19 protein-coding genes are annotated in these 19,767 nt (G+C 60.0%); 8 read left to right on the top strand and 11 right to left on the bottom strand.

Annotation, left to right across the window (positions count from 1 at the left end; translation table 11 throughout):
• Positions 1-98 precede the first annotated feature (98 nt).
• The 5 genes from AC1Q9F_RS11505 to AC1Q9F_RS11485 all read right to left on the bottom strand — a co-directional run bounded on the left by AC1Q9F_RS11505 (position 99) and on the right by AC1Q9F_RS11485 (position 6,373).
• Positions 99-1,013, bottom strand: a complete 915-nt coding sequence (locus AC1Q9F_RS11505) for a glutamate/aspartate ABC transporter substrate-binding protein (protein ID WP_492619885.1) — start codon at positions 1,011-1,013, stop codon at positions 99-101.
• Positions 1,014-1,352: 339 nt separating this feature from the next.
• Entirely contained in the window at positions 1,353-2,891 is a 1,539-nt protein-coding gene (glpD, locus tag AC1Q9F_RS11500; RefSeq protein ID WP_492619886.1) for a glycerol-3-phosphate dehydrogenase, read from the bottom strand.
• A gap of 198 nt (positions 2,892-3,089) precedes the next feature.
• A complete protein-coding gene (locus tag AC1Q9F_RS11495) occupies positions 3,090-3,845 on the bottom strand; it encodes a DeoR/GlpR family transcriptional regulator (RefSeq protein ID WP_007953179.1) in 756 nt (251 codons plus the stop codon).
• A gap of 95 nt (positions 3,846-3,940) precedes the next feature.
• On the bottom strand, positions 3,941-5,443 hold the full coding sequence (glpK, locus tag AC1Q9F_RS11490) for a glycerol kinase GlpK (protein WP_492619887.1): 1,503 nt from the start codon (positions 5,441-5,443) through the stop codon (positions 3,941-3,943).
• A 78-nt stretch (positions 5,444-5,521) separates the two neighbouring features.
• Positions 5,522-6,373 (bottom strand): MIP/aquaporin family protein, encoded by an 852-nt coding sequence (locus tag AC1Q9F_RS11485; protein ID WP_492619888.1) that lies wholly within the window; start codon positions 6,371-6,373, stop codon positions 5,522-5,524.
• A 361-nt stretch (positions 6,374-6,734) separates the two neighbouring features.
• On the opposite strand from AC1Q9F_RS11485, the gene ybaK reads away from it, so the two are divergent.
• The gene (gene ybaK, locus AC1Q9F_RS11480; protein ID WP_492619889.1) at positions 6,735-7,205 is read left to right on the top strand and encodes a Cys-tRNA(Pro) deacylase; all 471 of its coding nucleotides are present in this window, start codon (positions 6,735-6,737) and stop codon (positions 7,203-7,205) included.
• A gap of 89 nt (positions 7,206-7,294) precedes the next feature.
• Positions 7,295-8,077, top strand: a complete 783-nt coding sequence (locus AC1Q9F_RS11475; protein ID WP_492619890.1) for a PhzF family phenazine biosynthesis protein — start codon at positions 7,295-7,297, stop codon at positions 8,075-8,077.
• 49 nt (positions 8,078-8,126) lie between these two features.
• Here the strand turns inward: AC1Q9F_RS11475 and AC1Q9F_RS11470 are convergent, their stop codons facing one another.
• Both AC1Q9F_RS11470 and argF read right to left on the bottom strand, forming a co-directional pair.
• Entirely contained in the window at positions 8,127-9,236 is a 1,110-nt protein-coding gene (locus AC1Q9F_RS11470) for an ABC transporter ATP-binding protein (RefSeq protein ID WP_492619891.1), read from the bottom strand.
• Positions 9,233-10,153 (bottom strand): ornithine carbamoyltransferase, encoded by a 921-nt coding sequence (argF, locus tag AC1Q9F_RS11465; protein ID WP_115079058.1) that lies wholly within the window; start codon positions 10,151-10,153, stop codon positions 9,233-9,235. Before argF ends, AC1Q9F_RS11470 begins: the two co-directional genes overlap by 4 nt.
• A 406-nt stretch (positions 10,154-10,559) precedes the next feature.
• Here argF and plzR point away from each other — a divergent pair, with 406 nt between their 5' ends.
• The 3 genes from plzR (at position 10,560) to grxD (ending at position 13,524) form a co-directional block, all read left to right on the top strand.
• On the top strand, positions 10,560-10,850 hold the full coding sequence (plzR, locus tag AC1Q9F_RS11460) for a PlzR type 4 pili assembly inhibitor (protein WP_007953190.1): 291 nt from the start codon (positions 10,560-10,562) through the stop codon (positions 10,848-10,850).
• Positions 10,851-10,979: 129 nt separating this feature from the next.
• Positions 10,980-13,085 carry a molybdopterin oxidoreductase family protein gene (locus tag AC1Q9F_RS11455; protein ID WP_492619892.1) on the top strand — a complete coding sequence of 702 codons (2,106 nt, stop codon included), beginning with the start codon at positions 10,980-10,982 and terminating at the stop codon, positions 13,083-13,085.
• A 97-nt stretch (positions 13,086-13,182) separates the two neighbouring features.
• Positions 13,183-13,524, top strand: a complete 342-nt coding sequence (grxD, locus tag AC1Q9F_RS11450; RefSeq protein ID WP_492619893.1) for a Grx4 family monothiol glutaredoxin — start codon at positions 13,183-13,185, stop codon at positions 13,522-13,524.
• A 106-nt stretch (positions 13,525-13,630) separates the two neighbouring features.
• Here grxD and bfr read toward each other — a convergent pair whose 3' ends face one another.
• On the bottom strand, positions 13,631-14,107 hold the full coding sequence (gene bfr / locus AC1Q9F_RS11445) for a bacterioferritin (RefSeq protein WP_007953192.1): 477 nt from the start codon (positions 14,105-14,107) through the stop codon (positions 13,631-13,633).
• A gap of 199 nt (positions 14,108-14,306) precedes the next feature.
• A complete protein-coding gene (locus tag AC1Q9F_RS11440) occupies positions 14,307-14,525 on the bottom strand; it encodes a bacterioferritin-associated ferredoxin (RefSeq protein ID WP_007953193.1) in 219 nt (72 codons plus the stop codon).
• Between the two features lie 291 nt (positions 14,526-14,816).
• Here AC1Q9F_RS11440 and AC1Q9F_RS11435 point away from each other — a divergent pair, with 291 nt between their 5' ends.
• Positions 14,817-15,419 (top strand): peroxiredoxin, encoded by a 603-nt coding sequence (locus AC1Q9F_RS11435; protein ID WP_003227723.1) that lies wholly within the window; start codon positions 14,817-14,819, stop codon positions 15,417-15,419.
• Between the two features lie 73 nt (positions 15,420-15,492).
• On the opposite strand, the gene rnt is transcribed toward AC1Q9F_RS11435, so the two are convergent.
• Together rnt and pyrC are read right to left on the bottom strand one after the other, a co-directional pair.
• A complete protein-coding gene (rnt, locus tag AC1Q9F_RS11430) occupies positions 15,493-16,167 on the bottom strand; it encodes a ribonuclease T (RefSeq protein WP_007953196.1) in 675 nt (224 codons plus the stop codon).
• On the bottom strand, positions 16,164-17,210 hold the full coding sequence (pyrC, locus tag AC1Q9F_RS11425; protein WP_039765844.1) for a dihydroorotase: 1,047 nt from the start codon (positions 17,208-17,210) through the stop codon (positions 16,164-16,166). The genes rnt and pyrC overlap by 4 nt, the downstream gene beginning before the upstream one ends.
• 160 nt (positions 17,211-17,370) lie before the next feature.
• Between pyrC and AC1Q9F_RS11420 the strand changes: the two genes are divergently transcribed.
• Positions 17,371-18,279 (top strand): flagellar protein MotY, encoded by a 909-nt coding sequence (locus AC1Q9F_RS11420; RefSeq protein ID WP_007953200.1) that lies wholly within the window; start codon positions 17,371-17,373, stop codon positions 18,277-18,279.
• A 129-nt stretch (positions 18,280-18,408) separates the two neighbouring features.
• Positions 18,409-19,626, top strand: coding sequence for an argininosuccinate synthase (locus tag AC1Q9F_RS11415; RefSeq protein ID WP_007953201.1), 1,218 nt, complete (start codon positions 18,409-18,411; stop codon positions 19,624-19,626).
• The last annotated feature ends 141 nt before the right edge of the window (positions 19,627-19,767 follow it).

The following is a 19,767-nucleotide window of genomic DNA, read 5'->3' as shown; positions in this document are numbered from 1 at the left end:
GACAGCCACCGGTTCGAGTGTTTCCAGAAAATGCCAGCAGGGAGTGACCATCCCCTGAAAAGGCAGGCGCCTCCTCAGGGGATAAGGTTAGTCAGAAATCAGGATTTCTTGTCGTCAGCCGCTTTGTCGGTCGGATTGGCGATCAGGGCCTTGAGCTCGTCGCTCATCGGGAAGTTCAGGTTCAGGCCTTTTGGAGGAATCGGCTGCATGAACCATTTTTCGTAGATCTTGTTGATCGCGCCCGAGGCGTAGGTCGCCTTGATGGCGTCGTCGACAGCCTTTTTGAACGGCTCGTCGCCTTTGCGCATCATGCAGCCATAGATTTCATACGACTGTGGAGTACCGGTCACGGCCCAGTCGGAGGCTTTCTTGGCTTTGGCGGCTTCGCCGGCCAGCAGGGCGTCGTCCATCATGAACGCAACGGCACGACCCGATTCCAGCATCTGGAAGGATTCACCGTGGTCCTTGGCGGAGATCACGTTCATGCCCATCTGCTTGTCGGCGTTCATCGCCTTGAGGATGCGCTCGGACGTGGTGCCGGCGGTGGTCACGACGTTCTTGCCTTTCAGATCGTCGAAATCCTTGTACTTGGAGTCGGCCTTGGACAGCAGACGGGTACCGATTTCGAAGATGCCGACGGAGAAGTCGACCTGTTGCTGACGCTCGACGTTGTTGGTGGTGGAGCCGCACTCGACGTCCACGGTGCCGTTCTGCACCAGCGGGATACGGGTTTGCGAGGTGACGAGGTTGTATTTGACCTGCAGATTTGGCAGGTCGAGGTCTTTCTTGATCGCTTCGACGATGGCCAGCTGGATATCGTGGGAGTAGCCGACCGGCTTGCCGGAAGCGTCAGCGATGTAGGAGAAAGGAATGGAAGCGTCACGGTGGCCCAGGGTGATGACGCCGGACTCTTTGATCTTCTTAAGGGTGCCGGTGAGTTCGGCAGCGAAAACTGGTGTGCTGATCAGAGCGGCAGCAATGGCTGCGCCCAGGATATGGGGAACGATGCGCATCAAATTTTCCTCGACATTGTTTTTTTTATGGAGCCGGTTGAGCGGGCCCTTTGTACTTCGAATGCCTGACGGCTCCTGTTGTGTTGGCGCAACAGGCATTCGTCGAAGGAGTGTAGAGCATGAGTCGTGCCAGACCAGTCGCTGCACGTTAATTCATTGATTTATAACGTTATTAAAGTTTTGTGATGGTGGTTTTTCGTCAATCTGATCCGGTTAACCGAATTGACTGCCAGGTCGCGTTCGGAAAACCGAACGTCCTCGTCGCGCGCTGTTTCAGCCTGAATGCAAAAAGCCCCTGAATCTTTCGATTCAGGGGCTTTTCGTTCAGCGACGAACGAATCAGGCCGCTTCGATCTTGCTGCGGTTCTGCTCGACCTTGTTCAGGTATGCCGACAGTCGCTCTTGCTCGGCCGGCGTGGTGAACAGGCCCAGTTTGCTGCGACGCCACAGAATATCGTGCGCGGTGGTGGCCCATTCTTCGGTGCACAGGTAGTCGACTTCACGGGTGTAGAGCCCGCCGCCGATGTGTTCGCCCATGTCGGCCAGGGTGTCGACGCCTTCGAGCATGCGCCAGGTACGGCTGCCGTAGGTGGTGGCCCAGCGGCGTGCAATTTCGGTCGGCACGAAGTCAAACTTGTCGCGGATCAGCGCGCTCAAGGCTTGCGGCGTGGTCATGTCCTCGCCGCCGGGCAGGGTGGCGGTGGCCGTCCAGCTCGGGCGCATCTGGGTGAAGTACGGCATCAGCTGCGCCATCGCCGACTCGGCGAGCTTGCGGTAGGTGGTCAGCTTGCCGCCGAACACCGACAACAGCGGCGCTTCTTCGGTGCTGCCGGACAGCGCCAGGGTGTAGTCGCGGGTCACGGCCGACGGGTTGTCGGATTCGTCGTTGCACAGCGGACGTACGCCCGAGTAGGTGTGCAGGATGTCGTCACGGCTGATCTGCTTCTTGAAGTGTGCGTTGACCACTTTGAGCAGGTAATCGGTTTCGCCGTCGGTGATCGCCACTTTGGCCGGATCGCCGGTGTACTCGCGGTCGGTGGTGCCGATCAGGGTCAGGTTGTTCAGGTACGGAATGGTGAAAACGATGCGCTGATCTTCGTTTTGCAGGATGTGCGCGTGATCGCCTTCGTACAGCTTCGGCACGATGATGTGACTGCCCTGGATCAGGCGGATGCCGTACGGCGACTCCATCTTCAGGTCGTCACGGATGAACTTGGCGACCCACGGACCAGCGGCGTTCACCAGCGCTTTGGCGGTGATCGAAAACAGGCTGCCGTCGGCGCGCTCCAGGTTCAGGTGCCACAGGCCCTTGGCGCGGCGGGCGCTGACGCAACGGGTCTGGGTGTGAATGTGCGCGCCTTTTTCACGGGCGGCCATGGCGTTCAGTACCACGAGGCGGGCGTCGTCGACCCAGCAGTCGGAGTATTCGAAGCCTTTGCTGATTTCGCTTTTCAGTGCGCTGTCGGCGCCGAACTTCAGGCTTTTCGAGCCTGCGAGTTTTTCGCGCTTGCCGAGGTGGTCATAAAGGAACAGGCCCGCGCGGATCATCCACGCCGGGCGCAGGTGTGGGCGGTGCGGCAGCACGAAGCGCATCGGCTTGACGATGTGCGGGGCCTTGGCCAGCAGCACTTCGCGTTCGGCCAGGGCTTCACGTACCAGACGGAATTCGTAATGTTCGAGGTAGCGCAGGCCACCGTGGATCAGCTTGCTGCTGGCCGACGAGGTGTGGCTGGCCAGATCGTCCTTTTCGCAAAGGAACACCGAAAGACCGCGACCGGCGGCATCCGCTGCGATCCCCACGCCATTGATCCCGCCGCCGATGACGGCGATGTCGTAGATCTCGGAGATAGGGGGCGTACGCAAGGTAGATGTGGACATCGGCTGGCCTCGGGCTCTTTTGATTTTCTGTCTTGGAAATCGAACATTAATGTTCATTTGCGAAAATGGTAGCCCATAAAGACGCGCGCAGCCAGTCGACTTCGATTGAAAAAACTCATCGAAGGGCCGGGAAAGGAAAATATTCGAACATCAGATGCGCATAAGGCGCCGGTGCGGGCGCCTTATGCGGGAGGAGGGTTAAACGACTTCCAGACGAATCTTGTGCTGGCTCAGCAGTTGCGCCAGGGCTGGCACCGGCTGCTGATCGGTCACCAGGCAATCGATCAGGCTGATCGGGCCGAGGCGGATCATGGCGTTACGGCCGAACTTGCTGGAGTCCGCCGCCAGGATCACCTGCCGGGCATTGGCGATGATCGCCTGGGACACCCGGACTTCCTGGTAATCGAAGTCGAGCAGGCTGCCGTCTTCGTCGATACCGCTGATACCCACCAGCGCAAAGTCGACCTTGAACTGGTTGATGAAGTCCACGCTCGCCTGACCCACCACGCCGCCGTCGCGACGCACGTTGCCGCCGGTCAGCAGCACATCGAAATCATCCTTGGCACTGAGCATCGAGGCGACGTGCAGGTTGTTGGTGATGATCTTCAGGTGGCTGTGATTGAGCAGGGCGCGGGCAATCGATTCGGTAGTGGTACCGATATTGATGAACAGCGAGGCGTGATCGGGAATCTGCGCGGCGATGGCTTCGCCAATGCGTTGCTTTTCATCGCGCATCTGATCGGCGCGCATCGCGTAGGCAGTGTTTTCGACGCTGGAATCATAAGCGGCGCCGCCATGGTAACGACGCAGCAGATTGGCTTCCGCCAGCTGATTGATATCGCGGCGGATGGTTTGCGGGGTAACAACGAACAGCGTGGCCATTTCCTCGATGCTCACATAGCCGCGTTCGCGGACCAGCTCGAGGATTTGCTGCTGACGGGGAGGCAGATTCATGGGGCTTCCTTTGGGCTGCCGTGCAAAATTTGCCCATGATGCCGCAGGAATCTCCTCCCTACCAGTTACAACAGGTTACGAGTACTCAGCTTGGCTTATTCAGCGTCTTCACGTTCCCAGTCACGGGTACGGCTGACGGCTTTTTTCCAGCCTTTATAGAGCTTCTCTTTTGCTGCTTCGTCGAGGCTCGGTTCGAACTCGCGCTCGATCACCGCCTTGCCGCGCAGTTCTTCCAGGCTGCCCCAGAAACCGCAGGCCAGGCCGGCCAGATAAGCTGCGCCCAGCGCCGTGGTTTCGCGCATTTTCGGACGCTCGACCTGAGTGCCGAGGATGTCGGCCTGGAACTGCATGAGGAAGTTGTTCGCTACAGCACCACCGTCCACGCGCAGGGCCTTGAGGCGTTCGCCGGAGTCCTGTTGCATGGCGTCGAGGACGTCGCGGGTCTGGTAGGCAATCGATTCCAGCGCAGCGCGGATGATGTGATCCACACGCACACCACGGGTCAGGCCGAACAGGGCGCCACGGGCATACGGGTCCCAGTAGGGAGCACCAAGGCCGGTGAAGGCTGGCACCAGATAGACGCCGTTGCTGTCCTTCACTTTATTGGCGAAGTATTCGGTGTCGTGGGCGTCGTTGATGATTTTCAGTTCATCGCGCAGCCACTGCACGGTCGAACCGCCGTTGAACACTGCGCCTTCCAGTGCGTAAGCCACTTCGCCGCGTGGACCGCAAGCGATGGTGGTCAGCATGCCGTGCTGGGATTTCACCGCTTTGTCGCCGGTGTTCATCAGCAGGAAGCAACCGGTGCCGTAGGTGTTTTTCGCCTGGCCCGGCTCGACGCACATCTGGCCGAACAGCGCGGCCTGCTGGTCGCCGGCGATACCGCCGATGGCGATGCCGCTTTTGGTGCGGCCGTAGATTTCCGAGGAGGCTTTGACTTCCGGCAGCATTTCGCGCGGGATGTCGAGGATCTCCAGCATCTTCGCGTCCCACTCCAGCGAGTGGATGTTGAAGAGCATGGTGCGCGAGGCGTTGGTGTAGTCGGTGACGTGGACCTTGCCGCCGGTAAATTTCCAGATCAGCCAGCTGTCGACGGTGCCGAACAGCAGTTCGCCGTTGCGCGCGCGCTCGCGGCTGCCTTCGACGTTGTCGAGGATCCACTTCAGTTTGGTGCCGGAGAAGTACGGGTCGGTGACCAGGCCGGTGGTGTCGCGGATGTAGTCTTCATGACCGTCGCGCTTGAGCTGCTGGCAGATCTCGGTGCTGCGGCGGCATTGCCAGACGATCGCGTTGTACACCGGGCGGCCGGTGGTCTTGTCCCAGACCACGGTGGTTTCACGCTGGTTGGTGATGCCGATGGCGGCGACCTGATCGTGGTGCAGGCCGGCCTGGGCCAGCGCTTCGACCATCACTGCGCTCTGGGTGGCGAAGATTTCCATCGGGTCGTGTTCGACCCAGCCGGCTTGCGGGTAATGCTGGGCGAATTCGCGCTGTGCGGTGCAGACCACGTTCGCGTCGCGGTCGAAAATGATCGCGCGGGAGCTGGTCGTACCCTGATCGAGGGCAATGATGTAGTTCTTATTCTGAATGTCGGTCATGTCGATTGCCTTGGACGAAATAAGGGAGAGTGGGCCGTGGCGCGGGCTCTATAAGGGCAGGAGCCCGCGCCGACTGTTTCAAGAAGTTCTTGGTTTGCCGTCAATGGCCGGTTCTGCATCCTTTGTAGCAGGTGTGGCGCCGGTCAGGTGACGGGCAATCAGCCCGCGATACCCGGCAGCGCCGAGGCAGGCACCGACAATCGGTGCAAAAATCGGAATCAGGAAGTACGGGATTTCACGTGCGCCGGTGAAGGAAATTTCACCCCAGCCCGCGAAGAAAGTCATCAGTTTCGGACCGAAGTCGCGAGCCGGGTTCATCGCGAAACCGGTCAGCGGGCCCATCGAGCTGCCGATCACGGCAATCAGCAGACCGATCAGCAGCGGCGCCAGCGGGCCTTTCGGCAGACCGTTGTTGTCGTCGGTCAGGGACATGATCACGCCCATCAGGATCGCGGTGATGATCACCTCGACCAGGAACGCCTGGGCAGTCGACAGCGCAGGGTTCGGGAAGGTGGAGAACACTGACGCCAGTTCAAGGCTGGCTTCAGTGCCACGAACCATATGGTGAGTTTGTTCGAAATCGAAGAAGAGGTTGTTGTACAGCGTGTAAACCAACAGCGCGCCGCAGAAGGCGCCGGCGACCTGGGCCAGAATGTAAAACGGCAGTTTGCGCTTTTCGAAGTCGGCGAAAATGCTCAGGGCAATACTGACGGCAGGGTTCAGGTGCGCACCGGAAACGCCGGCGGTGAGGTAGATCGCCATGCTCACGCCGACGCCCCAGATGATGCTGATTTCCCACAGGCCGAAGCTGGCGCCCGCGACCTTGAGCGCGGCGACACAACCAGTACCGAAAAAGATCAGGAGTGCAGTACCCAGAAACTCGGCCAGGCACTGGCTCGAGAGCGAAGGTTGCTGTAACGCAGTTGTCATTGAAAACCTCGGTTTTTGTTGTTGTCTGGCGCGTTGCCGACAGGGCAAGGCGCGATTTTCGCCGAGGCAGGATCCCCATCCTGTTCCCGGTTTACTGCTGGGTGCTGCGATGACGATAATTCTTACATTATTCAGATTCGAAAAAATATAGACAAGAAACAAACCTGTCAAAGGTCGAAAGTGAACCGTCAGTCACAAATAAACTATCAGTCGCGTGAATGATCCTGCGGGTCACCCGTCTCGCACGATTGTTATCGGCCTGCAAACCCCGGGAAACGTGGCGCGTGGTAGAGCCTTTTGCACAGCGATGGCCTAAAATTCGCCGCAGGTTTTTTTTGCCACTGCCGAACCCGGAGCTGCCATGACCCCTGCGTTGGACTTGTTGAAAAAAGTTCGTGCCGAACATCGCGTGCACAGTTACGAACATGACCCGAAGGCCGCGTCGTATGGCCTGGAGGCCGCGGAAAAACTGGGGCTCGATCCGGCGCAGGTGTTCAAGACGCTGCTGGCGGCCAGTGAGAAAGGTGAGTTGCTGGTGGCGGTGGTGCCGGTCGTCGGAAGTCTCGACCTCAAGGGGCTTGCCCACGCCGCCGGCGTGAAAAAAGTCGAAATGGCCGACCCGGCCGTGGCACAACGTTCCACCGGTTACCTGCTCGGCGGCATCAGCCCGCTGGGGCAGAAAAAACGCCTGCGTACCTTCATCGATAACTCGGCCCAGCCTTTTGCGACCATTTATGTCAGCGCGGGTCGGCGCGGACTGGAAGTTGAGCTGGCGCCGGCGGTCCTGGCAGAGCACACCCAGGCGAAATTTGCCGACATCGGTCGCCATTGACGTCTGTATGAAGAAAATTGGCCGGTACTGTCACTGGCGCTGATCCGGCCGGCGCTGCATGCTCGTTCGACTGACACAGGGAGAAGGTTATGCAGCTCGAGTTTCATCAGGTCGACGCGTTCAGTGATCGGCCGTTCAGTGGCAACCCGGCAATGGTCTATCGGCTCGACGCGTGGCTCGCGGATGAGCTGATGCAGAAGATCGCCGCCGAGCACAATCTGGCGGAAACCGCGTTTCTGGTGCGCGAAGGGCAGGCGTGGCACATCCGCTGGTTCACGCCGACCACCGAGGTGCCGCTGTGTGGTCACGCGACCCTGGCCAGTGCCTATGTGCTGTTCGAGATCTATAAGGAAAGTGCCGAGCGTCTGGACTTCACCTGCAAGTCCGGGCCGTTGAGCGTCAGCCGCGAAGGTGACAGGTTGTGGCTGGATTTTCCGGCCATCGAAGCGGTGGAGAAAGGCGTCACCGTGGAGATCGAGCGGGCGCTGAATGTTCAGGCGGTGGATGTCCTGAGTTCCAACGAGCTGTTCGTGGTGCTGGAGTCCGAGCAGGCGGTGCTCGATTGCACGCCGGACATGGTTGCCCTGGCCAAACTGCCTTGGCTCGGCGCCATCGTCACGGCTCGGGGCAATCAGCATGATTTTGTCTCGCGCTATTTCGCCCCGGCCATCGGCATCAATGAAGACCCGGTGACGGGGTCGACCCATTGCAGCCTGATTCCCTACTGGTCGAAACGTCTGGGCAAATCCAGCCTCACTGCATGCCAGCGTTCGGCGCGGGGCGGGGAGCTGTTTTGTCGGCTGGAAGGCGAGCGGGTGAAGATCGGCGGGAATGCGACGCTGGTGGCCAGCGGCACATTGATGCTGGGCTGAAGCCAAAAAATAAGGGAGCCATCAGGCTCCCTCATTGTTTGTGCAGAGATCAGTGCGCGGTGCTGTAACGGCGAACGCCGTTTTCCACCGCCGGAATCTGCGCTGCGGTGCTGCCGGAGGCCTGGAACAGCACCAGATGTTCCGCCGCCACACGAATCCCGACATCCGCCCCCACCTGATGATCGGCATGGCTCGGGAAGATCGATTCCAGCTGTGCGCCGGTCGGCAGTTGCAGGCGATACAGGGTCGAAGCGCCGAGGAAGGTCTTGCCGACGATCCGTGCTTTCAGCCCACTGTCCGGTGCATAAACGATGTCGTCCGGACGCAGCAGCACATCCACCGCGCCACCGGTCGGCCAGGTGTAGGCGCGATTGCCGCGCAGTTCACCGAGTTCGGTGTGCACCGATTCCGGGCTGCCGAGCTGGCCGCGAATGAAATAACCCTGACCGATGAAGCTGGCCACAAACGGCGTCGCCGGCTCGTGATAGAGGTTGTAGGGCGTGTCCCACTGCTCCAGCCGGCCTTCCTTGAACACGCCGACGTGATCGCTGACGGCAAAGGCTTCTTCCTGGTCGTGCGTCACCAGAATCGCGCTGGTGCCACGGGCCTTGAGGATGTCGCGCACTTCATGGCTGAGCTTGCGGCGCAACTCGCCATCGAGGTTGGAGAACGGCTCGTCGAGCAGCAGCAGTTGCGGCTCAGGCGCCAAAGCGCGGGCGAGAGCGACACGTTGCTGCTGGCCCCCGGACAGTTCGTGCGGGAAGCGCTTGCCGAGGTTTTTCAGGTTGACCAGTTCCAGCAGCTCTTCGGTCACGCGTTCCTTGTTCGGGTGCTTGCGGATACCGAAGGCGATGTTGTCCGCGACACTCAGGTGCGGGAACAGCGCGTAGTCCTGGAACACCATGCCGATCCGGCGTTTTTCCGGGGCGAGGGTGAAACCGGCGCTGGAGATCACTTCACCGCCGAGAGAAATTTCCCCTTCGTGCACCGGTTCGAAACCGGCAATCGCACGCAGGGTGGTGGTCTTGCCGCAGCCCGAGGAGCCGAGCAGGCAACCGATGTCGCCGGCGTTGAGGTGCAGATTGAGGTTCTGCACCACACGTTGATCTTGATAGCCGCAAGCGAGGTTGCGCAGGTTCAGCAGTAATTCATGGCTCATGCGTGGTGATATGCCGGTTCAACAAGGAACTCAAGCAGGGCCTTCTGTGCGTGGAGTCGGTTTTCTGCCTGATCCCAGGCGACGGAGCGCGGGTCATCAAGCAGGTCGAGGCTGATTTCTTCGCCGCGGTGGGCGGGCAGACAGTGCAGGAATAACACGTCCTCGGCCGCCAGGTCGAGCAGGGCGCGGGTGACTTGGTACGGCGCGAACAGCTTGAGGCGCTTGGCGGTTTCCTCTTCCTGGCCCATGGAGGTCCAGACGTCGGTGCTCACCAGATGCGCGCCGCGCACGGCGTCTTGCGGGTCGCGGACGATGGTCACGCGGTCACCGGCCTTGGCCACGAATTCAGGGTTTGGCTCATAGCCTTCCGGGCAGGCCACGCGCAACTGGAAGTCGAACTGGATCGCCGCTTCTATATAGCTGTTGCACATGTTGTTGCCGTCGCCGATCCAGGCCACGGTCTTGCCCTGGATCGAGCCGCGGTGTTCGAGGAAGGTCTGCATGTCGGCCAGCAACTGGCACGGGTGCAGGTCATCGGACAGGCCGTTGATCACCGGCACGCGGGAATTGGCGGCGAATTCGGTCAGGGTGCTGTGGGCAAAGGTACGGATCATCACCGCATCGAGCATGCTCGACATGACGATGGCGCAGTCGCCGATCGGCTCGCCACGACCCAGCTGGGTGTCGCGCGGGGACAGGAAGATCGCTTGGCCGCCGAGCTGGATCATGCCGGCCTCGAAGGAGATCCGGGTACGGGTCGAGGATTTCTCGAAGATCATCCCCAGCACGCGGTTTTTCAGAGGCTCGAACAGTACGCCGCGGTTACGCAGGTCCTTGAGCTCAACGCCTCGACGGATCACGCTGACCAGCTCTTCGGGCGTGCAATCCATCAGGGAGAGAAAGTGCCTTGCGCTCATCATTGACTACCTTTTTGCTACAAACCGCAGATGCTCAAAGCCTTGTTTATCGGAACAACGGGCGAGACCTGCGGCGTAAGCCGCACGGGGGCGACGAAATAGGGGAAGGCGCGATATTGACACTAAATGTCGCGTTTTTCCAATAGGCTACGGTTTTAGCAGAAATGCGCCGGGGTGATAACAGTGCGAACACTGTGATTTCCGGTCAGTTTTCGAGGGGGCAGCGAGGCATTTGTACACTGGCCCCACCGGGCTTGGCAATCAGGCGCGGCGGGGATGGCACAGCCCTGGTCGGTTTGCGACCTGTGAGCCACCGGTTCGCTTGGTCGGATGCGCAGGTTGAAACATTTGCTAAAGCAAAGTGCTGGGTTATAAATAAATCATGAGCGACGCAGGAAGCCTCCGCATGGAATCGAAAGAAAAACTGTTAATGGAACTGCTGGGCCACACGGCACGCTCATTGACCCACCTCACCGCCTCGATGACCTCGATGTCCTTCGAACTGCTGCGCAGCGATGACGACGTGGTCAAGGCCGCCAGTCGGCAGATGATCGACCGCATGGCGACCATCAGCGCCGGGCTCGACGAGCATTGGCGACTGATCGGCGAACTCACCGGCGTCCACGTCGCCCACGAGCAGATCGAGACCATCCAGGAAATCCAGCTGGCCGCACCGCCCCAGCTTCCGGCGAACTGACGCGTCTATCGGCGGGCCTGATGGCCGCCGATTCACAAGACGAACGTCGCTGGCGCTGCACCGGGTCGCGGGCCATAGTTTTGTTCCCGCAGGCGTGATTGCCTGCCCAGAACAAGACAGAGACTGGCCATGACCAAGACTCTCCATCACCGTGCCTGCCACCTGTGTGAAGCCATCTGCGGCTTGACCATCGAAACCACCGAAACCGACGGCCAGGTGCAGATCACCTCGATCAAGGGGGATGCCCTGGACACGTTCAGTCGTGGGCACATCTGCCCCAAAGCCGTGGCGCTGCAAGATATCCAGAATGATCCGGATCGCTTGCGCCAGCCGATGCGCCGGGTCGGCAGCGAATGGCTGCCCATCGAGTGGGACGAAGCGTTCGAGCTGGTCGCTGAAAAGCTCTTGGCGATTCAGGAGCGTCATGGGCAGAACGCGGTCGCCGTGTATCAGGGCAACCCCAGCGTGCATAACTACGGGCTGATGACCCACAGCAACTACTTCCTCGGCCTGTTGAAAACCCGCAACCGCTATTCGGCGACGTCGGTCGATCAACTGCCCCATCACCTGACCAGCTACCTGATGTACGGCCACGGCCTGCTGCTGCCGATCCCGGACATCGATCACACCGATTTCATGCTGATCCTGGGCGGTAATCCGCTGGCATCCAACGGCAGCATCATGACCGTGCCGGATGTGGAGAAGCGTCTGAAGGCGATCCAGGCCCGCGGCGGCAAAGTGGTGGTGGTCGATCCACGGCGCAGCGAGACGGCGGCGATGGCCGATCAGCATTTGTTCGTGCGTCCGGGTGGCGATGCGGCGTTGCTGTTTGGTGTGCTCAATACGCTGTTCAGTGAAGGGCTGACGTCTGGCAGTCATCTGCCGGTGGACGGTCTGGACGACGTGCGCGCGGCGGTGGCAGGGTTCACCGCTGAAGCCATGAGCCCGTTGTGCGCCGTTCCCGCCGAACAGATCCGCCAGCTGGCCCGGGATTTCGCCGCCGCGCCAAGCGCCGTTTGTTATGGCCGGATGGGGGTTTCCACTCAGGCCTTCGGCACGCTTTGCCATTGGGTCGTGCAGTTGATCAATCTGGTGACCGGCAACCTCGACCGCGTCGGCGGTGCCTTGTGCACCGAGCCTGCGGTGGATCTCGTGGCCTCGACTTCGGGCGGGCACTTCAATAAATGGCAGAGCCGCGTGTCCGGGCGTCCTGAATACGGCGGCGAGTTGCCGGTTTCGGCGCTGGCTGAAGAAATGCTCACCGAAGGTGAAGGGCAGATCCGCGCGCTGATTACCGTGGCCGGCAATCCGGTTTTGTCCACGCCCAATGGCCGGCAACTGGAGCAGGCGCTGGACGGGCTGGAGTTCATGGTCAGCGTCGATCTGTACATCAACGAAACCACGCGCTATGCCGACCTGATCCTGCCGTCGACCTCGGCGCTGGAAAACGATCACTACGACACCACCTTCAACCTGTTCGCGGTGCGCAACGTCACCCGGTTCAACCGGGCGATCCTCGCCAAACCCGAAGGGGCGCTGCACGACTGGGAGATCTTCGTCGGGCTGGCCAAGGCCTTTGCCGCGAAGACCGGCAAGGAGCTGAAACCGACGATGCCGCCGGCGAAGATGATCGACATGGGGTTGCGCATGGGCTTGTATGGCGATGCATCCGAGCAAAAATTGTCGCTTGCGACGCTGTTCGATCATCCGCATGGTGTTGACCTGGGAGCGCTCAAACCCAACCTGACATCGCGATTGAAGACCGCCAATCTACGAGTTCAGGCGGCGCCGCCGGAAATCCTGGCTGACCTGGCGCGGTTCGCCGCTTTGCAGGCGCCGGCCGCCGATGAGTTGTTGATGATCGGCCGCCGTCATGTGCGCAGCAACAATTCGTGGATGCACAATTACCATCGACTGGTGAAGGGCAAGCCGCGTCATCAGCTGTTGATGAACCCGGACGATCTCGCCAGTCGCGGGCTCAGTGATGGTCAGCTTGTGCGCGTGAGTTCGCGGGTCGGGCAGATCGAGGTCGAAGTGCTGGGCAGCGCGGACATGATGAAGGGCGTGGTCAGTCTGCCGCACGGTTGGGGTCATGCCCGCCCGGGTGTGCAGATGGCGATCGCCAGCGGTCAGCCCGGTTCCAGCGCCAATGACCTGACTGATGAATGCCAGCTCGACGAGCTGTCAGGCAATGCGGCGCTCAATGGCGTGCCGGTGACGGTGGCGGCGGCGTAAGCAAGTCTGTCGGGGAGACCGAGCAGGGCGCTCGGGATTCCGTTACAATGCGCCACCGTGCCGACCCATGAGTCGGAAAGTTCAGCCGAGGTGCTCCATGGATATCATCGAAACGATTAAAGAGCAGATTGCCAACAACACCATTCTGCTTTACATGAAAGGCTCGCCGAATGCCCCGCAGTGTGGCTTCTCCGCGAAAGCTGCGCAGGCCGTGATGGGCTGTGGCGAGAAGTTCGCCTACGTCGACATCCTGCAGAACCCGGAAATCCGTGCCAACTTGCCGAAGTACGCCAACTGGCCGACCTTCCCGCAACTGTGGGTCGGCGGTGAACTGGTCGGTGGCAGCGACATCATGGCTGAAATGTTCGCCAACGGTGAGCTGCAGAATCTGGTCAAGGAAGCATCCGCCAAGGCTGCTGCGGCCAAGTCCGAAGCCTGATTGGCTTCTGCCCGGATTTCGGCGAGTCTGAAGTCCGGGCAATAAAAAGCCCCGCCTCTCGAAAGAGGGCGGGGCTTTTTAGTGTCTCGAGTTTAGCGCTGGCTAATTACTCGTCTTCGCCCATCTGCGATTGCAGATAGTTCTCAAGACCGACTTTATCGATCAGGCCCAGTTGGGTTTCCAGCCAGTCGATATGTTCTTCTTCGGATTCAAGGATGTCTTCCAGCAGTTCGCGGCTGCCAAAGTCACCAACGGATTCGCAATGGGCGATGGCAACCTTAAGGTCGGCATGGCCGGTCTTCTCGATACGCAGGTCGCACTCCAGCATTTCCTTGGTGTGCTCGCCGATGTGCAGCTTGCCCAGGTCCTGCACGTTCGGCAGGCCTTCGAGGAACAGGATGCGCTTGATCAGCTTGTCCGCGTGCTTCATCTCGTCGATGGATTCTTTGTACTCGTGCTTGCCGAGCTTGTTCAGGCCCCAATCTTCATACATGCGCGCATGCAGGAAGTACTGATTGATCGCGACCAGCTCATTGGCAAGGATCTTGTTGAGATGCTGGATGACTGTTACGTCGCCTTTCATGATGGGAGTCCTGCCCTAAGTAGCGGTATATAAGGCAGAGTTTGAGCTTGGTATTTATAAGTGTCAAACCTAAGTTATTGAATAATAAATGAAAATTAATCGGAATAAGAATGTTTGTGTTCCGCGTCTAGACGCTAAGCAGTTGATTTTCAGGCATAAAAAAACCGGACATAAGTCCGGTTCTTCGAATTCGGGATAATTACGCGGCGGTAAATTCTGCCGGGTAGGGGATCGCAGCCTGGGCGGTTTGCAGCTTGGTCAGGGTTTCGCGAACCACTTCCTTCGCCAGGCACGCACATTTGCCGCATTGGCTGGCTACGCCGGTGGCCTGACGGACTTCTTTATAGCTGCAGCAACCTTCATAGATCGCTTCGCGGATCTGTCCGTCGGTGACGCCAGTGCAGAGGCAAACATACATAAGTGAGAACCGTCGCTGGTTGTGACTCAATTGCGATGGATCTTAATGTTAACGAGAATGATTGTCAAAGTGCTTTCCCAATGGTTTTCATCGCCAACGGCTGTGACTGACGAACGGTGGTGCATGGCCGGATGCCAGCCGGGATTTCGCGAAAAACCTTTAAGGACAGTCGAAAAACGCAGTGTATGATGGTCGGCCCTTGCGAAGGGGGTTCGTGTCACAGGGCTGTCGCCTGAGGGTGGCAGGCTGGCCCGAACCCTGAACTTCAAGTTTTTACACCAGGAGATATCAATGAGCGTACTCGTAGGCAAACAAGCCCCTGACTTCACCGTCCCGGCCGTACTCGGCAATGGCGAGATCGTTGACAGCTTCACCCTGTCCTCGGCCATCAAAGGCAAATACGGCCTGGTGTTCTTCTACCCGCTGGACTTCACCTTCGTCTGCCCGTCCGAGCTGATCGCTCTGGACAACCGCATGGCCGACTTCAAGGCACGCAACGTAGAAGTGATCGCCGTGTCGATCGACTCGCACTTCACCCACAATGCCTGGCGCAACACCCCGGTCAACAATGGTGGCATCGGTCAGGTGAAATACACCATGGCTGCCGACATGAAGCACGACATCGCCAAGGCCTACGACGTTGAATCCGAAGGCGGCGTGGCTTTCCGTGGCGCGTTCCTGATCGACGACAAAGGCGTTGTCCGCTCGCAGATCATCAACGACCTGCCGCTGGGCCGTAACATGGAAGAGCTGATCCGTCTGGTCGACGCTCTGCAATTCCACGAAGAGCACGGCGAAGTCTGCCCTGCCAACTGGAAAAAAGGCGACAAAGGCATGAACGCTTCGCCAGAAGGCGTTGCGGCTTACCTGACCGAGAACGCTGCTGCCCTGTAAGGCGCAACGTCGAGGTACAAAAAACCGGCCCATGTGGCCGGTTTTTTCATGCTCGGAAGAAACTTGACGAGGATCAGTCGTCGAAGTCTTCCCAGCCGCCCATCTGTTTCCAGCGGTTGACGATGCCGCAGAACAGCTCGGCCGTCTTCTCGGTGTCGTAACGCGCGGAGTGCGCCTCACGGCCGTCGAAGTCGATGTCGGCTGCCTGACAGGCCTTGGCCAATACGGTTTGACCGTAAGCCAGACCGGCGAGGGTCGCGGTATCGAAGCTGGAGAACGGGTGGAACGGGTTGCGCTTCATGTCCAGCCGCGCGACGGCAGCGTTGAGGAAGCCCAGGTCGAAGCTGCTGTTGTGGCCGACCAGGATCGCCCGCTTGCAGCCGTTGGCCTTCAAGGCCTTGCGCACACCGCGGAAGATGTCGGTCAGCGCTGTTTCTTCGCTGACGGCCATGCGCAACGGGTGATCGAGCTTGATCCCGGTGAACTCCAGTGCCGCTGCTTCAACGTTGGCGCCTTCGAACGGCTCGACGCGGAAGAAGTAGGTGTGATCCGGGTAGACGAAACCCTTTTCATCCATGGCGATGGTGGTCGCGGCAATCTCCAGCAGAGCGTCGGTGGCCGAGTTGAAACCACCGGTTTCTACGTCGACGACAACCGGCAGGTAGCCGCGAAAGCGTGCTGCCATTGGATGGCGCGAACCGCCGCCACCTTGACCGTCCAGTTCGTCGTCGAAATGGTCTTCACTCACGCGTGTTCCTCCAGCAGGCGCCAGCGCAGTTTTTCACCGGCGCGCAGCGGGATAACGGTCAGCTCGCCGAACGGCAGGCTGGTCGGGGCGGTCCATTCGTCACGAACCAGGGTGATGCGATCGGTGTTTGCCGGCAGGCCGTAGAAACGCGGGCCGTTGAGGCTGGCGAAGGCTTCGAGCTTGTCCAGCGCATTGCGCTGTTCAAAGGCTTCGGCATACAGCTCGATGGCGGCGTACGCGGTGTAGCAGCCGGCGCAGCCGCAGGCGGCTTCCTTGGCGTGCTGGGCGTGTGGTGCGGAGTCTGTACCGAGGAAGAACTTCGCGCTGCCACTGGTGGCGGCGTCGAGCAGGGCTTCCTGGTGCGTGTTGCGCTTGAGGATCGGCAGGCAGTAGAAGTGCGGCCGGATCCCGCCCACCAGCATGTGGTTGCGGTTATAGAGCAGGTGATGCGCGGTGATGGTTGCGCCGACGTTGGCCGAAGCCTCGTTGACGAACTGCACGGCATCGCCGGTGGTGATGTGTTCGAACACCACTTTCAGCGTCGGGAAACGCTCGACCACGCGGCGCATGTGCTCATCGATGAAGATTTTTTCGCGGTCGAACACGTCGACGTCGCCACGGGTGACTTCACCGTGGATCAACAGCGGCATGCCGACTTCGGCCATGGCTTCCAGCGCCGGGAAAATCTTGTCGATGCTGGTGACCCCGGAATCGGAGTTGGTGGTGGCGCCGGCCGGGTACAGCTTGGCGGCGTGCACGAAACCGCTGGCCTTGGCCTCACGGATTTCTTCGGGCTGGGTGCGGTCGGTGAGGTACAGCACCATCAGCGGCTCGAAACGACTGCCGGCCGGGCGGGCAGCGAGAATCCGCTGGCGATAGCCGTCGGCTTCAGCGGCGTTGCGCACCGGAGGTACCAGGTTGGGCATGATGATGGCGCGACCAAAGGTGCGCGCGACATCCGCAACGGTATTGGTCAACACGGCACCATCGCGAAGATGAATGTGCCAGTCGTCGGGACGCAGCAGGGTCAGGCGGTCGGACATGAGGGGATTCCAGGCGGGTCAAACTGAGGCGAATGCTACCGGAAAAGACTCTTGCAGGCACTCGCTATCAAGTTTTGCGACGAGCGTCCGATATCCCATAGGTATGCCGTAAAGATGTATGTCTCGGTCTTTTTTGTTGTAGAAGCCAATGGAGCCTCCCGTGCGCCAGCGATATTTAGCCTTGCTCAGTGTGTTTGCCAGCCTTCCTGCGATGGCACTGACCTACCAGACCCGTCTGGAGAACATTGAGTGGACGGTCGAGGGCGACAAGTTCGAGTGCCGCCTGACGCAGCCGATCACCGACTTCGGCTCGGGGCAATTCGTGCGCAAGGCCGGCGAGCAGGCGACCTTTCGCCTGAACGCCTACAACGCCATGCTCGGCGGCGGTTCGGCGACCTTGCTGGCGGCGGCCGCGCCGTGGCAGCCGGGACGTGGCGACATCAATCTGGGCACGGTTCGACTGGGCAGCGGCAACGTGCTGTTCAACAGTTCTCAGTCCCAGGCCGGCCAGTTGATCAGTGGGCTTATGGACGGTCGCAGCCCGGTGGTACGCCGGGCATCGGGCGATGGTCGGGTGTCGGAAGTGCGCCTGTTGCCGGTCAAGTTCAGCAAGGCGTTCAATGACTATCAGACCTGCGTGGCGAAACTGCTTCCGCAGAATTTCGATCAGGTCAAACAATCGCAGATCGGCTTCCCCGGCGAAGGCATCGAATTGGACGCCGCCGCCAAGGCCAAGCTGCAAGTGATGCTCGAGTACATGAAGGCCGATCCGACGGTCAATCACATCGAACTCGACGGCCACTCGGACAACAGCGGTAATCGCCTGACCAATCGCGAACTGTCGCGCCGCCGCGCGCTGGCCGTGGTCGACTTCTTCAAGGCCAACGGCATCCAGGAATCGCAGATCACCGTGCGTTTCCATGGTGAGCGTTATCCTCTGGTGCCGAACACCAATGCCGCCAACCGGGCCAAGAACCGTCGGGTCAACGTGCACTTGGCGCGGGTGGCACCGACTACTGCTCCGGCGCCTCAGGCCAGCACGCCTGCCAACACTGCGGCGACTTCCTGACCTGTCGGTCATCGTCGCCCTCTCGACAGATTCTGTCGCTTTGTCGTCTTAAGCTGTCGCGCCTCTGTAAATTATCGCGTTTGGGCGGTAGACTCCTCGGCTTTCCGTAGAACCCCGTGGAGTGATGGCATGGCGGACGTAAACAAGGTCGTTCTGGCGTATTCCGGCGGCCTGGACACTTCGGTGATCCTCAAGTGGCTGCAGGATACTTATAACTGTGAAGTCGTGACCTTCACCGCTGACCTGGGTCAGGGCGAAGAGGTCGAGCCGGCTCGCGCCAAGGCGCAGGCCATGGGCGTCAAAGAAATCTACATCGACGACCTGCGCGAAGAATTCGTGCGTGACTTCGTGTTCCCGATGTTCCGCGCCAACACCGTTTACGAAGGCGAGTACCTGCTGGGTACTTCCATCGCGCGTCCGCTGATCGCCAAGCGTCTGATCGAAATCGCCAACGAAACCGGCGCCGACGCCATTTCCCACGGCGCGACCGGCAAGGGTAACGACCAGGTCCGTTTTGAACTGGGTGCATACGCACTCAAGCCAGGCGTGAAAGTGATCGCCCCTTGGCGCGAGTGGGACCTGCTGTCCCGCGAGAAACTGATGGACTACGCCGAGAAGCACGCGATCCCGATCGAGCGTCACGGCAAGAAGAAATCCCCGTACTCGATGGACGCCAACCTGCTGCACATCTCCTATGAAGGCGGCGTGCTGGAAGACACCTGGACCGAGCACGAAGAAGACATGTGGCGCTGGACCGTCTCCCCGGAGAAGGCTCCCGACACCCCGCAGTACCTGGAACTGACCTACCGCAACGGCGACATCGTTGCGCTGGACGGCGTTGAAATGACCCCGGCCACCGTACTGGCGACGCTGAACAAGATCGGTGGCGAGCACGGCATCGGCCGCCTGGACATCGTCGAGAACCGTTACGTCGGCATGAAGTCCCGTGGCTGCTACGAAACTCCGGGCGGCACCATCATGCTGCGCGCTCACCGCGCCATCGAGTCGATCACCCTGGACCGCGAAGTCGCTCACTTGAAAGACGAGCTGATGCCGAAGTACGCCAGCCTGATCTACACCGGTTACTGGTGGAGCCCTGAGCGTCTGATGCTGCAACAGATGATCGACGCCTCCCAGGTCAACGTGAACGGCGTTGTGCGTCTGAAGCTGTACAAGGGCAACGTCATCGTAACCGGCCGCAAGTCCGACGATTCGCTGTTCGACGCCAACATCGCGACCTTCGAAGAAGACGGCGGCGCCTACAACCAGGCCGACGCGGCAGGCTTCATCAAGCTCAACGCGCTACGCATGCGCATTGCTGCCAACAAGGGCCGCAAGCTGTTCTGAGTCCTTCGGGCCTGATGTGAAAAAACGGCCTTGTCGTAGCGACAAGGCCGTTTTTTTGGATGTTCTTCCTTTGACTTGATCGATATCGGTCAACGTTAGTGCCCTCATCGGCTGTACATCGTGCATTGCATGGATGTCTTG

The organism is Pseudomonas sp. GW823-FHT04A03 (genome assembly GCF_058796615.1).
Note: the sequence above shows the minus strand (reverse complement) of the source record. Positions and strands in the feature narration are given on the sequence as shown.

What these genes read in the sequence shown, in the direction of transcription:
- AC1Q9F_RS11505 (WP_492619885.1), bottom strand. Translation starts at nt 1,013, where the DNA reads ATGCGCATCGTTCCCCATATCCTGGGCGCAGCCATTGCTGCCGCTCTG.
- glpD (WP_492619886.1), bottom strand. Translation starts at nt 2,891, where the DNA reads ATGTCCACATCTACCTTGCGTACGCCCCCTATCTCCGAGATCTACGAC.
- AC1Q9F_RS11495 (WP_007953179.1), bottom strand. Translation starts at nt 3,845, where the DNA reads ATGAATCTGCCTCCCCGTCAGCAGCAAATCCTCGAGCTGGTCCGCGAA.
- glpK (WP_492619887.1), bottom strand. Translation starts at nt 5,443, where the DNA reads ATGACCGACATTCAGAATAAGAACTACATCATTGCCCTCGATCAGGGT.
- AC1Q9F_RS11485 (WP_492619888.1), bottom strand. Translation starts at nt 6,373, where the DNA reads ATGACAACTGCGTTACAGCAACCTTCGCTCTCGAGCCAGTGCCTGGCC.
- ybaK (WP_492619889.1), top strand. Translation starts at nt 6,735, where the DNA reads ATGACCCCTGCGTTGGACTTGTTGAAAAAAGTTCGTGCCGAACATCGC.
- AC1Q9F_RS11475 (WP_492619890.1), top strand. Translation starts at nt 7,295, where the DNA reads ATGCAGCTCGAGTTTCATCAGGTCGACGCGTTCAGTGATCGGCCGTTC.
- AC1Q9F_RS11470 (WP_492619891.1), bottom strand. Translation starts at nt 9,236, where the DNA reads ATGAGCCATGAATTACTGCTGAACCTGCGCAACCTCGCTTGCGGCTAT.
- argF (WP_115079058.1), bottom strand. Translation starts at nt 10,153, where the DNA reads ATGAGCGCAAGGCACTTTCTCTCCCTGATGGATTGCACGCCCGAAGAG.
- plzR (WP_007953190.1), top strand. Translation starts at nt 10,560, where the DNA reads ATGGAATCGAAAGAAAAACTGTTAATGGAACTGCTGGGCCACACGGCA.
- AC1Q9F_RS11455 (WP_492619892.1), top strand. Translation starts at nt 10,980, where the DNA reads ATGACCAAGACTCTCCATCACCGTGCCTGCCACCTGTGTGAAGCCATC.
- grxD (WP_492619893.1), top strand. Translation starts at nt 13,183, where the DNA reads ATGGATATCATCGAAACGATTAAAGAGCAGATTGCCAACAACACCATT.
- bfr (WP_007953192.1), bottom strand. Translation starts at nt 14,107, where the DNA reads ATGAAAGGCGACGTAACAGTCATCCAGCATCTCAACAAGATCCTTGCC.
- AC1Q9F_RS11440 (WP_007953193.1), bottom strand. Translation starts at nt 14,525, where the DNA reads ATGTATGTTTGCCTCTGCACTGGCGTCACCGACGGACAGATCCGCGAA.
- AC1Q9F_RS11435 (WP_003227723.1), top strand. Translation starts at nt 14,817, where the DNA reads ATGAGCGTACTCGTAGGCAAACAAGCCCCTGACTTCACCGTCCCGGCC.
- pyrC (WP_039765844.1), bottom strand. Translation starts at nt 17,210, where the DNA reads ATGTCCGACCGCCTGACCCTGCTGCGTCCCGACGACTGGCACATTCAT.
- AC1Q9F_RS11415 (WP_007953201.1), top strand. Translation starts at nt 18,409, where the DNA reads ATGGCGGACGTAAACAAGGTCGTTCTGGCGTATTCCGGCGGCCTGGAC.